Source organism: Williamsia sp. D3 (assembly GCF_000506245.1).
GTDB classification, from domain to species: Bacteria; Actinomycetota; Actinomycetes; order Mycobacteriales; family Mycobacteriaceae; genus Williamsia; species Williamsia muralis.
This window is the reverse complement of record NZ_AYTE01000032.1, coordinates 77178-91012: the sequence shown is the minus strand read 5'-3', so window position 1 is coordinate 91012 and position 13835 is coordinate 77178. Positions and strand designations below refer to the sequence as shown.

The 13835-nt window shown below is 65.8% G+C and carries 11 protein-coding genes; 6 read left to right on the top strand and 5 right to left on the bottom strand.

Annotation, left to right across the window (positions count from 1 at the left end):
* The first annotated feature begins 38 nt into the window (after positions 1–38).
* The 4 genes from W823_RS50690 to W823_RS50675 all read left to right on the top strand — a co-directional run bounded on the left by W823_RS50690 (position 39) and on the right by W823_RS50675 (position 6920).
* Positions 39–908 (top strand): metal ABC transporter ATP-binding protein, encoded by an 870-nt coding sequence (locus W823_RS50690; RefSeq protein ID WP_051406661.1) that lies wholly within the window; start codon positions 39–41, stop codon positions 906–908.
* Positions 905–1804, top strand: a complete 900-nt coding sequence (locus W823_RS50685; protein ID WP_023961285.1) for a metal ABC transporter permease — start codon at positions 905–907, stop codon at positions 1802–1804. The genes W823_RS50690 and W823_RS50685 overlap by 4 nt, the downstream gene beginning before the upstream one ends.
* 117 nt (positions 1805–1921) lie before the next feature.
* Positions 1922–5383, top strand: a complete 3462-nt coding sequence (locus W823_RS50680) for a BTAD domain-containing putative transcriptional regulator (RefSeq protein WP_023961283.1) — start codon at positions 1922–1924, stop codon at positions 5381–5383.
* 139 nt (positions 5384–5522) lie between these two features.
* Positions 5523–6920, top strand: coding sequence for an FAD-binding oxidoreductase (locus W823_RS50675; RefSeq protein ID WP_023961281.1), 1398 nt, complete (start codon positions 5523–5525; stop codon positions 6918–6920).
* On the opposite strand, the gene W823_RS50670 is transcribed toward W823_RS50675, so the two are convergent.
* From W823_RS50670 to W823_RS50660, 3 genes are read right to left on the bottom strand one after another with little or no spacing between them, the layout of a single operon-like run.
* Positions 6909–7391, bottom strand: coding sequence for a DUF2599 domain-containing protein (locus W823_RS50670; protein WP_023961279.1), 483 nt, complete (start codon positions 7389–7391; stop codon positions 6909–6911). The genes W823_RS50675 and W823_RS50670 overlap by 12 nt on opposite strands.
* Positions 7392–7405: 14 nt before the next feature.
* Positions 7406–7864 carry a MaoC family dehydratase gene (locus W823_RS50665; protein ID WP_023961277.1) on the bottom strand — a complete coding sequence of 153 codons (459 nt, stop codon included), beginning with the start codon at positions 7862–7864 and terminating at the stop codon, positions 7406–7408.
* 40 nt (positions 7865–7904) lie between these two features.
* A complete protein-coding gene (locus W823_RS50660) occupies positions 7905–9467 on the bottom strand; it encodes a carboxylesterase/lipase family protein (protein WP_081729879.1) in 1563 nt (520 codons plus the stop codon).
* A 93-nt stretch (positions 9468–9560) separates the two neighbouring features.
* On the opposite strand from W823_RS50660, the gene W823_RS50655 reads away from it, so the two are divergent.
* On the top strand, positions 9561–10331 hold the full coding sequence (locus W823_RS50655) for an alpha/beta fold hydrolase (RefSeq protein WP_023961272.1): 771 nt from the start codon (positions 9561–9563) through the stop codon (positions 10329–10331).
* 95 nt (positions 10332–10426) lie between these two features.
* Positions 10427–11302, top strand: a complete 876-nt coding sequence (locus W823_RS50650; protein WP_023961270.1) for a hypothetical protein — start codon at positions 10427–10429, stop codon at positions 11300–11302.
* Positions 11303–11378: 76 nt separating this feature from the next.
* On the opposite strand, the gene rlmB is transcribed toward W823_RS50650, so the two are convergent.
* Both rlmB and cysS read right to left on the bottom strand, forming a co-directional pair.
* Entirely contained in the window at positions 11379–12338 is a 960-nt protein-coding gene (rlmB, locus tag W823_RS50645; protein WP_023961268.1) for a 23S rRNA (guanosine(2251)-2'-O)-methyltransferase RlmB, read from the bottom strand.
* Positions 12339–12435: 97 nt separating this feature from the next.
* Positions 12436–13824: a cysteine--tRNA ligase gene (gene cysS / locus W823_RS50640; RefSeq protein ID WP_031333045.1), complete on the bottom strand. Its 1389-nt coding sequence runs from the start codon at positions 13822–13824 to the stop codon at positions 12436–12438.
* Positions 13825–13835 lie beyond the last annotated feature (11 nt).

Sequence of the window (13835 nt, the reverse complement as noted above, 5' to 3'; positions counted from 1 at the left end):
TGATCGACCAGACCGACACCAAGCAGTTAGCGCAGTTCATGACCCAGCCCGAACCGGCATCACTTCTGGACAACAGCGGTGCCGCCGTCACGATCAGCGGCGCACGCCTGAAGTTCGGGCAGCGGGTGCTGTGGGACGAGTTCGACCTGACCGTGGCCCCCGGCGAATTCATCGCGATCCTCGGGCCCAACGGGTCGGGCAAGACCTCTCTGCTCAAGACACTGCTGGGCCAGTACCAGCTGAACGCGGGAACGGTTGCGGTGCAAGGCCGCAGCCTGCGGGCCGGCGACAGCACCATCGGGTACATCCCGCAGCAACAGACCCACGATGAGGGTGTGCCGCTACGTGGCCGGGATCTCGTCGGTCTCGGCGTGGACGGGCAGAGGTGGGGTATCGGGTGGCGAAACCGCAAGCGCCGCAACGCTCTTGTCGACGATGCGATCGCCCAGGTGGATGCTCGCGAGTTCGCCGACGCCCCGTTGGGACTGCTCAGCGGTGGCGAACAACAGCGGCTTCGGGTTGCGCAGGCACTGTCGGGCGATCCTTCGGTGTTGCTCTGCGACGAGCCGCTGCTCAGTCTCGACCCCGCCAACCAGAGCCGGGTGGCCGCGCTGATCGATCGCCGTCGCCGCGACCACGGAACCGCTGTCCTGTTCGTCACCCACGAGATCAACCCGATCCTCCCGTACGTCGATCGGGTCGTGTACCTCGTCGACGGCCGGTTCCGCATCGGGACACCGGCGCAGGTGATGACGTCGGAAACCCTCAGCGAGCTGTACCAGACGCGTGTTGATGTCCTGGAGGTGCAGGGCCGGCTGATCGTCGTCGGCGCCGACGAATCCGCCTGCCACGGTGATAGCGGTGACCTCGACCACCTGTCCACCCGCGATGTCGAGGTGAAGGAATGAAGGCCCAGTGGTCGGACTTCTTCGACTTCGACGCCACGATGAACCTGCTCTCCTACGACTTCGTCCAGCAGGCGTTGGTGGCGACCGCGCTGCTCGGCATCCTCGGCGGCGTCCTCGGCCCGATGGTCGTGAGCCGTCAGATGTCGTTTGCCGTCCACGGCACCAGTGAGTTGTCGTTCACCGGAGCCGCTGCTGCTCTGCTGTTCGGCTTCAGCGTCAACCTCGGCGGAGTGATCGGGGCGATCGTCGCGGCCGTCATCTTCGGTTTGCTGGGTAACCGTGTGCGCGAACGTGATTCGGTGATCGGCGTCGTGATGGCATTCGGTCTCGGACTGGCGGTGCTGTTCATCGCGCTGAACCCGGGACGCATCGGAACCGGATTCAACCTGCTCGCCGGACAGGCCATCAATGCGGGCACCCAAGGCGCCGAGGCCGTGGTCATCACCACTGTCGTCGTGGTCGCGGCGATGGCTGTCATCTATCGGCCGCTGCTGTTCGCCAGCACCGACCCCCGCGTGGCCGAGGCCCGTGGAGTGCCGATGCGGCTGCTCTCGGTGGTGTTCGCGGTGCTGCTCGGCGCAGCTGTGGCCCAGAGTGTGCAGATCATCGGCGCCCTTCTGGTGATGTCGCTGCTGATCACCCCGGCCGCAGCCGCCATGCGTGTGTCGTCGAACCCCACGGTGGTGCTCGGGTTGTCCATCTTGTTCGCCGAGATCGCCGCGGTCGGCGGTATCGTCCTGTCGCTCGCGCCGGGTCTGCCCGTCTCCGCCTTCGTCACCACCATCTCTTTTGTCATCTACCTGGTGTGCCGTGTCGTCGGCTCCAAACGGTCCGCCGGCTCTGGACGCCGACGGGTTCCCACCTCCAGCAAACCACTGCTCGGCACCAGTTTCTGAGACTTTCGCCTCCCGCTGGCTCGAACCTGCTCGGCAAGGACACGCCAGATCGACCGATCGCCTAAGCTCTCATTTCGGGTGACGCTGTAGCACGCGGCCCGGACCGGAAGGCAGGCGATGCGGTATCAGTTGCTCGGACCGCTGTCCGTGGTCCGTCGCGCCGACCACTCGCAGGTCGTGGAACTCGGGTCGCCCAAGCAGCGGATGGTGCTGGCGCTGTTGCTCCTCAATCGCGGCACCGTCGTCTCCATCGACCGGCTGTCCGACGCGATCTGGGGAGAAGACGCGCCGCCCAGTGCCACGTCCAGCCTGCAGGCCTACATCTCGAATCTGCGCCGGGCGCTGCGTAACGACGCGGTCGGCACCTCCCCCATCCGGCGACAGTCGAACGGGTACATCTTCGAGATCTACGATTCCGAACTCGACATCGACGAGTTCCTGGACCTCGCCAATTCGGCCCGCCAGGCCTCCGACCGCGAGGACTGGGCGCCGGCCCTCGAGACGTCCGATCGTGCTCTCGGTATGTGGCGCGGACGGCTGCTCGACGGTTTCGGTGACGAGAGCTGGGTTCAGACCGAGGCGGCCGGACTCGAAGAACTCCGCAGCGGGTGCCGGGAGAACCGGATCACCGCGCTCCTGGCGCTGGGGCGCGTTCCCCAGGCACTCGCCGATGTGGTGGCACTGCAGACCGAGCAGCCCTATCGCGATCGCAGTTGCTGGCTGCACATGATGGCGCTGCACCGGGCGGGCCGCTCGGCCGAAGCCCTCGATGTGTTCACCGAACACGCGCGCAGACTCGACGACGATCTCGGACTCGAACCGAGCTCCGAACTGCGCGAGTTGCAAGGTGCGATCCTGCGCCACGACCCGGAGTTGGCCGCGTGGCCCCGTAAACCCAGCTGGTCCGGGGCCAGCGAGATCCGTTCACCCGTACCCGAGGCGGTCCCGGATCAGCCGGCCCCGGCCTCTACTGCCGCATCGAACGGCAAACTCGTGGGCCGCACGCGCGAGATCGACCACATCGGCCGGCTGCTCGGTGAGGTGGTCGCGGGGAACACGCGCTGGCTCATCCTGATCGGCCCGCCGGGCATCGGAAAAACACGACTCGCCCACGAGGCCGCCCAGCGGATGCAGGCCCTGGGTGGTCGCGCTGTGTGGGCTCGCAATCCCGAGGAGGGCGCCCCCGCCTGGTGGCCCGCCCGTCAGCTCGTCGAGGCGCTGGGCTGCGACCCCGCCGAGATCCTCACCACCCAGGACGGCGTGGACGCCGACACCGCCCGCTTCACCACGTACGACCGGGTACAGCGCGTCATCGAACAGAGTTCGGCGACAACACCTCTGGCGGTCGTGATCGATGATGCCCAATGGGCCGACGCGATGTCGGTGGGCGCGCTCGCCTCCATGGCGACCGCTGTGCACGGGCACCCGGTGGGCTTCATCATCACTCTGCGCGAGGGCGAGCACGGGACCGCGCTCGGCCGGCTCCTCAGCGCGGTCGCCCGCGGAGGTGGCAACCGTCAGATCGTCGTGTCGGCACTGGCCGATGACGATGCCGCGACACTGGCCAATGAGATCGCCGACGAAGCCCTGTCCGACACGGAGGTCTCCCGCCTGATCAGGCGCACGGGCGGCAATCCGCTGTTCGTCTCCGAATACGCGCGCCTGTCCAAGGACGAACGCGACGCCGGTGAACTGCCGCAAGCAGTCCGGTCCGTCCTCGGTCTGAGGTTGGCCGGCCTCGATCCTGCTGTGTTGCAGGTGCTCCGGATGGCCGCAGTCATCGGCGACGCGATCGACGTGGCGCTTCTCTCGGCCACCACCCGTCTCGACATCGACTCGCTCGCCGACCATCTCGACGAGGCCGCCGATGCCCGCATCATCGCCGCGGCCCCGGGCACCGACGGCTATGCGTTCGCCCACGGATTGCTTCGCGAGGAAGTGCTGGCCCAGATGCCGACGCTGCGTCGTAAACGCGCGCACGCCAAGGTCGGCGAGGTACTCGAAGGTGCATCGGGCTCGGACGTGTTGGGCAGGCGTGCACAACATCTCATGGCCGCGCTGCCTCTGGTGGAGGCCCGCGACGCGGTTGCGGCATGCATCGCGGCGGCCACCGCTGCCGCCGAGCGATGGAACTCCGAGTCCGCGGCCAACTGGTGGCATCAGGCACTGGTGGCCTACGACCTGTTGCCCGCAGGCGATCAGGACGACGCAGAGCGGGACGGCCTCACCGTGTCCTATCTCGAGGCACTGTCACGCTCGGGCCGTGGCCAGACCGTACTCGACACGGTCGAAACGGAACTGGCCATGGCCATCCGAACCGAGAAGACCGCGACCATCGGAAAACTGGCCGGTTCGCTGCTGCGTTCGGGCGGCGGGTGGCCGTGGGTCACCCCGGGCAAGGACCCCGCGCCGTTGCTGGCCCTGCTGTTTCGCGCCGAACAGATCGTCGCGGACGAATCTTCCGCGCGTGCACAGGTTCTCGGAGCTCTGTGTGTCGGGCACAGCTATCATCCCGACCCCACGCTGGCGCCCGAATTGATCGTCCGCGCAGAACATTTCGCGGCCATCGCGAACGATCCCGAGATCACGGCCGAGGTGATGATGGCCCGGCTGATCACTTTCTCCGGCGTCGCCACCCATGCCGCCGAAGCCATCGCCACGATCGGTGACCTGCTGACCTTTGCGCACAGTCAGGCCCGATTCGACACCGTGATCGCACACTCGATCGCGACCATGGCCGCGTTCACCCTCGGCGACGTGCACGCGGTCCGGGGCCATCTGCTCCAGGCGATCAACGGCAGCGAGGAGCTGAACCTGCCGATCTTGCGCGCACAGCTTCGCTGGATGGAGGTGGTGGTGGCGGTCTGGGACGGCGACTTCGAACGGGCCACCCGGCACCGGGCCATCGCCAAACGTGTCCACGAGCAGACCGAGCTTTACGTGACCGGACAGTCCAACATGTCCTTGATGGGGTTGCGCCGCGAGCAGGGCCATCTGTCCGAAGACGAGGCGTCGATGGCCCGCGATCTGATCGAGGGTGTGGCGGCCAGCGCCGAGGACACCGACATGATCGGCGTCATCGCGGCCGGTTTGGCCACCGTCCCCGGTGCTCCGGTCGACCGGAACCTGGCCGAGAAGCTCATCCGGCAGCGGCAGGACACCCGCGGCGCACATGTGTGGCACACGCTCGGTCACGCGACGGCTCTCGCCCACCTGGTGGCACAGTTCGAGCTGACCGACTTCGCCGCAGACTTCATCGCCGAACTCGAACCCTTCACCGGGTGCATCGGCGTGATCGGTCAGCTCGGTTCCGTCGGCCCGGTGGACCTCGCCCTCGCCAGGCTTCACATGTTGCTGGGCGACACCGCCGCCGCAACCGAGGCAGTGGCGGTCGCGGCCGAGGTCGCCGAGCGCAACGGCGGGCAACCGACCGTCCTCCGTTGCCAACTTCTGCAGTGGCAACTGCGTCCACCGGCCGAACGACATCTCGACGAACTCGATGACATCGGTGCCCGGGCGGCCGAGTTCGGGATGGCGGGTCTCCTCGAGGACGTGCGCACAGTCCGTGAGCAGGCCTGACGCCGACCCGCCCCGGGACCCCGAACGGATCCGGCCCACTTCTTGACGTTTCCTTGGACTCGCCACCAAGCAGATGCCAAGTGATGTGACGCAACCTGTTGCCATCGACTTCCCCGATGATGAGAGGCGTTCGCACACGATGACCACGACCACCGAGAGCACCCACGCCGACCCGGCCACCGAACTACGCACCGCCGTGTCCGGTGTGGTCGCCGGTCCTGCTGATCCCGACTACGCGCGCGCGACGCCCTGGAACGTCTCGGTGCCGTCAGAGCCGTGCGCAGTTGTGTTCGCCACCTCGGCCGCCGATGTCGCGGCCACGTTGCGCGTGGCCGAGCGTCGCCGGCTGACCGTTGCCGTACAGGCAACCGGGCACGGCGCTCTGCCGATCGATTCGGGCACCATCCTGGTGCACACCGCCGAGTTGAACGGCTGCGTGGTGGATCCGCAAACACGTACGGCCAGGGTCGGCGCCGGCGTGCGGTGGCAGCGGGTCATCGATGCGGCCGCAGCGCACGGCCTTGCCGCCCTGGCCGGCTCAGCGCCCCACGTGGGTGTGATCGGTTTTCTGACCGGCGGCGGCATCGGCCCACTGGTACGCAGTGTGGGCCTGTCGTCCGATCATGTCCGATCGTTCGAATTGGTCACCGGGCGCGGCGAGGTCCTGCAGGTCACCCCCGACAACCATGCCGAGCTGTTCTGGGGGCTGCGCGGTGGGAAAGGCACGCTGGGGATCGTCACCTCGGTCGAGATCGAGCTGCTGCCCATATCGGAGATTTACGGAGGTGCCGTCTACTTCGATGGTTCCGACGCTGCCGACGTGCTGCGGGTCTGGCGCGACTGGAGTGCGGCTCTTCCCGAGGACACGAACACCTCGATCGCTTTGCTGCAGTTGCCACCGCTGCCAGGCGTTCCGCCGCAGCTGGCCGGTAGGTTGACGCTGGCGGTCCGCTACGCATCGCTCGCAGAGCCGACCGCCGCCGAAGCCCTGTTCGCGCCGATCCGCACCGCCGCGAGACCTCTGATCGACGCGGTGGCGCCCATGCCGTACGCGGCGATGGGGGCAATCCACGCTGATCCCGTCGACCCCATGCCGACGCATGAGCGCAGCACACTGCTCGGCGAGCTGAGCGACGACGCGATCGACGCCCTGATCGCTCTCACCGGCCCCGAATCGGGTTCGCCGCAGGTGGTCGTCGAACTCCGGTTGCTCGGGGGTGCGATGTCGCGGCCGGCAGCCCAGCGCAGCGCTTTCTGCCATCGCAGCGCGTCATTCAACCTGATGGTGGTCGGTGCTCTGGTGCCGCCGATCGCCGAGCACGTGCCCGCCCATGCGAGCGCCGTACTGGACGCCGTGGCGCCGTGGTCGGTGGGTGAGCTGCCGAACTTCGCTCCGGGCACCGGACCGGCCCGATTGGCGCGGTGCTACGACGAAGACACCCTGGTGTGGCTCGGAGCCCTTGCAGAGCAACATGATCCACACGGACTGCTGCGTGTCGGTCAGGTGGTTCGGTCGGTGACGACGTCAGGGAATTGATTCCTCGGCGCCGCCGGGATTGCAGCGGGTCGAGATCATCTCCGACTCGGTGACGACGGGGCGCCACGGTTCCAGGTTCCAGCTCGTCTTGTCCGGGTCGACTATCCGGGCGAACCGCCAGTGGCAGGCGTACTGATCGCGCATTCCCGGGGTGTCGGCCGTTGGGTCGAGCGCAACCACCTCGGCCCAGCTGGCATCGAGATCGCCGGCGCCCTGCGTGTTGCGTCCTGACTCGGTGGGAAACACCTGCAGACTCGGGCCCTGCTCGGTCTGCGTCCAGGCGAGGTGGTCGATGAACGGCGGCAGATACGCAGGGGTGGACGGCGTGATCGCGGACGTGGTCGCTGCCGGTGTTGTCGAAGCCGCCGTTGTCGTCGACTCACCGGCAACCGGTTCGGTGGTCACCGTCGGGTCGGGATCAGCCCCGCCGCATCCGGCGACCACGATCGTCGCCGCCGCGAGTGTGCCCAACCATGCTGCACGCCTCAAAACACAACCCGGACAACCATCTCCGCGACCACCGCAGGTTTGGCCGTGCCCTCGACCGCGAGCGTCTGACCGAACACGATCTGGATCGCACCGTCGCCGAGATCGGTCGCCTCGGCGAGGGTGGTGGTGAGCCGGACCTTCGACCCCACCAGGACCGGAGACGGGAAACGCACCTTGTTGCTGCCATAGTTCAGGGCCATCTTCACACCCTCGAACCCATAGATCTGCGCACCCAGCATGGGAAGCAGCGACAGACTCAGGAAACCGTGGGCGATGGTGCCGCCGTAAGGGCTCTCCGCTTTCGCCCGCTCGACATCCACGTGGATCCACTGGTGATCACCTGTGGCCTCGGCGAACTGATCAACCCGCTCCTGGGTCACCGTGATCCATTCGCTGCTGCCCAGTTCACTTCCCACAGCGGTCAAAACCTCAGTGGCGGAGCCAAATACACGCATTCGCATCTCCCAGCTTCAGTCGTTCACCGATGTACGGCTCTCACACGTTCTCGAGGGTTTCCTCGGCGGCTTCGGCGCCGGGGACCTTCGCAGCGTAGTCGCCGAACCCATTCCATGCCTCGCGCCGTGCCCGCATCGGATCCACCTCCACGTACGAGTGCTTGTCGAAGATCCTGGTGGCCCGCACCTTCGGTGTGTAGGGGGGCCAACTGGACAGCGGCTCGCCGGTTTTCGCGAACGACAGCCATTGATCCTGCACCTCACCGGTAACGCGGAGGGCATCTCGCCGATCACCGAGCTGGGTCAGCAGCCGACCGGCTTTGCCGCGGTAGATGCCGAACACCGCAAGCAGTTCGGACGCGTGAGTGGCCCCGAGACCCATCCACCTCATCACCTTCGGCGAGTAGTCATATCGGTAGGCGTAGGTGGGCGCGTGCTCGGAATGCGCCTGTGTCACAGCCACACTGCCCACCCAGAAGATGTAGTCGCCGCCGAACTGCACCATCGATCGCGGGCTGGGGTAACCGTTGTAGGCCGCCGTGATGCGATCCTGCGCGTCGGGCTCGGTGTTGGCGAACATCTCCGTGATGACCTCTTCGGTGGACAGCATGCCCTGCGGCAGCCGCTTGAAGAGTGTTCCTTCGTTCTTGTTGGTGCCGATGATCATCGGTACCTGGTGCGCCGAACCGTCGGCGAAGGCCTCCACCGGCGCAACCGGCAGGTAGTCACCGTCGACGACTGGCCCGAACGGCAACAGACCGGGAGTGTCCTTGGTGACCCATCGGGCCAGGCGATGCCCCGCCCGGCCGATCTCGGCCAACGACGCCGAGGCCAGGGCTTCGGCCACGTCCGAGATCCCGGTGTCGGCGATCAGCAGTTCACCCATCTTGTCGGCGAATCGCTGTGCGTAATGCTGGTGCAGGGTCAGCATCGGCGCCGAACTCTCGGCGATGACGCGGTGGAACAGACCGCCGGCCGCAGGTGTGGCCATCAGCGTGGTGACGGCATTGCCGCCTGCGCTCTCCCCGAAGATGGTGACGTTGTCGGGGTCGCCTCCGAAGTCGGCGATGTTGTCCTTCACCCACTGCAGCGCGGCCACCTGGTCACGCAATCCCAGATTGGTCTCGAAGGGGCGTTCCGGGGTCGAATACCTGGTGAAGTCCCCGTAACCCAGCGGGCCGAGCCGGTAGTTCATCGACACGAAGATCACGTCGCCACGCCGGACGAGGTCGTGGCCGTAGTAGAGCGGGGTGGCGGTGGATCCGAGGATGTACGCGCCGCCGTGGATGAACACCATCACCGCCCGCGGCTTGTTCGACGTGCGTGCCGGTGCGACGACGTTGACCGTCAGGCAGTCTTCGCTGACGGGTTGCTTGCGCCCGCGTTCGACCAGCGCATATTTGGGATTCTGCGGCGCAGCGTTCCGGAAACTGTCGGCCTTGAGCACACCTTCCCATCCGATGGCCGGCTGAGGTGCCCGCAGTCGCAGGTCACCGACCGGAGGTGCGGCAAACGGAATGCCGCGCCAGCGGACGATGTCGCGGTCGCGGACACCCTCGACGACCCCGTCGGACAGGGTCACCCTCGTACTAGTACTCACCATGTTTTCGACCCTATCGGTCCAATAGCGGTCACTCGCCCGCTATCGCGCTCATTCGCAACACGACACGGCCGGTGATCTGAAAAACTCGAACGCATGACCACCGAGTACACCGGATACGTCAAAATAAACCACCCGTCTGCCGACACACCGGTGTGGCATCAGGTGGCCGGCGAGGGCGACGCGGTGGTTCTGCTGCACGGCGCGTTCTCCTCGGCCGCGGACTGGGGCGGACAGTTCCAGCCCCTGGTCGACGCCGGGTACACCGTTTACGCCCCCGAGCGCCATGGTCACGGGCACAGCGCCGACGTCACCGATGAATTCCATTACGAGGACATGGCCGAAGAGACCATCGCCTATCTCGACGGGATCGTCGGCGGGCCGGCGCACCTGGTCGGCTGGAGCGATGGCGCCGTCATAGCGTTTCTTGTTGCCCTCAAACGTCCCGATCTGGTGAACCGGATGATTGTCCTGGGGCAATATCTGAACTCGTCCGGACGGTCCAGTGGCGGCTTACTCGAATCCATCGACGACATCGATTCGGAGATCGTGCAATTCCTGCGGTCCGACTACGCGGAGACCTCGCCGGACGGCGATGAACATTTCCCGGTTGTATTCGAGAAAACCACCACGATGATCGCGAACGAACCCGAGATGGTGGTTTCCGACTTGAGTGGAATCACCGCACCGACTCTGGTGATGCAAGGCGATCACGACGAGGTGACACTCGAACACAGCGCGGAGATCGTGAAGGCACTGCCCAACGCACGTCTTGCGGTTCTGCCTGGCACACATCTGATCCCGATCGAGACCCCCGGTGTTGTCAATCCGGTCATCATCAATTTCCTTCGCGGCGATCCGGCTTGACGATTTCGTGCGGTGACCCGGGCTGACTACCGTTACGATCGTCAGGCATCACCCCAAACCTTCTGTGCTCCAATGCGAGATAAGGCCACGTAGCCGTGACAGATAATTCCGATCAGAACAAGACGGTCTCGCCGGTCGTCACCCAATCGAAGTTCGGACGCGTTCTGTCGGCCTTCCTGAATTCGCCTTTCGCCGGCATGACCCCATGGATCGTGATGGGTTTCATCAATGGTCCGGGGCGGTTCGAGGAAGCGGCAGCCGTCGCGTTTGGCCTCTCGCTACTCATCGTCATCGGCGGCCACAAGCGCGGCAGCAAGATCAAGTTCCTCGAGGTCTTCGACCTGGTCTACTTCTCTTCGATGGTGCTGCTCGCCCAGTTCGCGGCAGCCAGCGTGCTCGATTGGCTGGAGATGTGGGGCGGGGAGATGACCAACATCGCGCTGGTCTCCTTCGCTTTGGGCTCGATCCTGATTCGCCAGCCCTTCACCATGCAGTATGCGAAAGAGTCTGAGCCGGAAGAGATGTGGGACAACCCGGTGTTCATCCACATCAACTACATGATCACCTGGTCGTGGGTCCTCGGATTCGGGGTGGGAGCGGTCGCCGGGTTCTACGGCGACGCCGTCCTGCAAGACAACAACAACTTCTGGACCGGCTGGATCATCGGCTTGGCCGGTACCATCTTCGCGATCTCGTTCACCGAGTTCTACCCCGAGTACGCCGTTGCCAAAGAGATGGCAAAGGGCGGAGAAGACGTGGTGCCGCAGTCACTGGCGCGGCTGTGGGATTGGGTGCCGATCTTCGTCATCGTCACCGGCGTCGCCGGTCTGGTCACCGATTCCACCAGCACCGTGCTCGGCATCGTCATCATCGTCGTGGGCATCGTGATCAAGGTCGCGATGAACGCTTTGGTGCCAGACAAGAAGAAGACGGAGAGCCGGACCCAGGGCTTGAGCCCGGAACACCAGTAACTCTCGACAACAGCGGCGTGGTCGACCGACAGGTCGACCACGCCATTGTTGTATCGGACCTACAAACGGTCTCTGATCACGAACGGCGCTGACGCGCGAACTCCGCGAGCACCACTCCGGCGGCGACCGACGCGTTGAGGCTTTCGACGTCGCCGGCCATCGGGATGGACAGGATCGAGTCGCACGACTCGCGAACCAGCCGCGACAGACCCTTGCCCTCGGACCCGACCACGATCACGGTGGGACCCGAACCGTCGTAGTCGTCGAGGGTGACGTCACCGTCGGCGTCGAGACCGACCAGCTGCACACCCGACTGAGCCCACTCCTTGAGTGTTCTGGTGAGGTTGGTGGCCTGCGCGACGGGCAGCCTTGCGGCCGCACCCGCACTGGTGCGCCATGCGACGGCGGTGACCGAGGCGCTGCGGCGAGCCGGGATCACCACACCGTGTCCGCCGAATGCGGCGACCGAACGGATCACGGCACCGAGGTTTCGCGGGTCGGTGATGTTGTCGAGGGCCACCAACAAGGGAGGCTGACCGCTGTCAATGGCCAGCTGCATCAGATCTTCGGGATGGGCGTAGCGGTACGGCGGTACCTGCAAGGCGATGCCCTGGTGCATGCCGTTCGAGCTCATCCGGTCGAGTTCGGGCCGTTGCACCTCGAGGATCGCGATGCCCTTGTCGCCGGCGATCTGGACGGCTTCGGTGACGCGCTCATCGGCATCGCCCCCCAGCACGACGTACAAAGCGGTAGCCGGGACGCCGGCGCGCAGGCATTCGACCACCGGGTTACGTCCGAGAACGTATTCGGGCCCATCGACGTCGGACTTGCGCTGAGGACGCCGCCCGCCGGGTGCTGAGGCTTTCGCCGCAGCCTTCGCACGCTTGTGAGCGGTGTGATAGGTGCGGTCGACAGCTTTCGGTGTCGCGCCCTTCGCTTCGAGACCGCGCCGCCGCTGACCGCCGGATCCGACGGTCTGCCCCTTCTTGGTGCCGCCCTTGCGGACGGCGCCCTTACGTTTGGAATTGCCGGCCATCAGTTACCAACCCCTTCGGTAGGTCGGGCCGATGGCCCCGTGGTTCGGGCCGTTGCCTCGTGGTTCACCGGTCGGACTCCATGTTCTGTGTCGTTTTCTACTTGTCCGTCAACGACCACTGCGGTCCATCCGGTGTATCTGTCACGTCGATCCCGGCCTTTGCCAGCCGGTCGCGCACCTCGTCGGCCACGGCCCAGTTCTTCTCCGCCCGAGCGGCGGTGCGGCGGTCGAGTTCTGCCCGGACTAGAACGTCGAGTGCAGCGGTGAGCGAAGTGTCATCGCGGCTGTCCGCCCAGTTCTCTGCCAACGGGTCGACGCCCAGCACGTCGAGCATGGCTCGCACCGCAGATGCCGACTCCAGCGCGGTCTTGTGGTCACCGCTCTCGAGGGCAGTGTTGCCCACCTTGACCGTTCCGTGGACCTGCGCGAGTGCCGCCGGCACACCGAGGTCGTCGTTCAGAGCGGATGCGAACTCAGCGGTCACCTCACCGACGGGAACATCGCCGACGCGCGAAACCGTCCGGTGCACAAAGGATTCGAGCCGCTTGTACGCCTCGGCGGCATCTTCGAGAGCACGTGGCGAGTATTCGAGCATCGACCGGTAGTGCGCGCTGCCGAGGTAGTAACGCAATTCCACAGCTCTGACCTGCTGGAGCATCGCCGGGATGGCGACCACGTTGCCGAGAGACTTCGACATCTTCTCACCACCCATGGTGACCCAGCCGTTGTGCAACCAGTAGCGAGCGAACGGATCTCCCGCCCCATGACTCTGGGCCACTTCGTTCTCGTGATGCGGGAACACCAAATCCATACCACCGCAATGGATGTCGAACTCCGGACCGAGAAGGGTGGTGGCCATCGCCGAGCATTCGAGGTGCCATCCCGGGCGCCCGCGGCCCCACGGCGTCGGCCATGAGGGTTCGCCCGGCTTCACGCTCTTCCACAGGGTGAAGTCGCGTGGATCGCGTTTCCCGGTCCCGGCGCTCTCGCCCTGATGGACGTCGTCGAGGCGATGACCGGACAGCGAGCCGTACTCGGGAAGACTCTGGACGTCGAAGTAGACGTTGCCGTCGGAGGCGTAGGCGTGACCGCGGTCGATGAGTCGTTCCATGTACTCGACCATCTGGGTGATGAACCCCGTCGCCCGCGGTTCGGCAGACGGCGGCAGCACACCGAGCTGGTCGTAGGCCCAGCTGAACTCGCGCTCGTGAGTGGCCGCCCATTCCCACCACGGCCTGCCCGCATCGGCAGCCTTGGTCAGGATCTTGTCCTCGATGTCGGTCACGTTGCGCACAAACGCGACGTCGTAGCCTTCGTGGGTGAGCCAGCGGCGCAGGACGTCGAACGCGATGCCGCTGCGCACGTGCCCGATGTGAGGAATTCCCTGCACGGTGGCGCCACACAGATAAACCGACGCATGGCCGGGACGCAGTGGCGTGAAGTCACGTACATCTCGGGCGGCGGTGTCGTAGAGGCGCAGGGTCACGATCGGCAATC

Excerpts from the sequence above, each read along its gene's own strand:
- W823_RS50690 (WP_051406661.1), top strand. The coding sequence starts at position 39 with ATGACCCAGCCCGAACCGGCATCACTTCTGGACAACAGCGGTGCCGCC.
- W823_RS50685 (WP_023961285.1), top strand. The coding sequence starts at position 905 with ATGAAGGCCCAGTGGTCGGACTTCTTCGACTTCGACGCCACGATGAAC.
- W823_RS50680 (WP_023961283.1), top strand. The coding sequence starts at position 1,922 with ATGCGGTATCAGTTGCTCGGACCGCTGTCCGTGGTCCGTCGCGCCGAC.
- W823_RS50675 (WP_023961281.1), top strand. The coding sequence starts at position 5,523 with ATGACCACGACCACCGAGAGCACCCACGCCGACCCGGCCACCGAACTA.
- W823_RS50665 (WP_023961277.1), bottom strand. The coding sequence starts at position 7,864 with ATGCGTGTATTTGGCTCCGCCACTGAGGTTTTGACCGCTGTGGGAAGT.
- W823_RS50660 (WP_081729879.1), bottom strand. The coding sequence starts at position 9,467 with ATGGTGAGTACTAGTACGAGGGTGACCCTGTCCGACGGGGTCGTCGAG.
- W823_RS50655 (WP_023961272.1), top strand. The coding sequence starts at position 9,561 with ATGACCACCGAGTACACCGGATACGTCAAAATAAACCACCCGTCTGCC.
- rlmB (WP_023961268.1), bottom strand. The coding sequence starts at position 12,338 with ATGGCCGGCAATTCCAAACGTAAGGGCGCCGTCCGCAAGGGCGGCACC.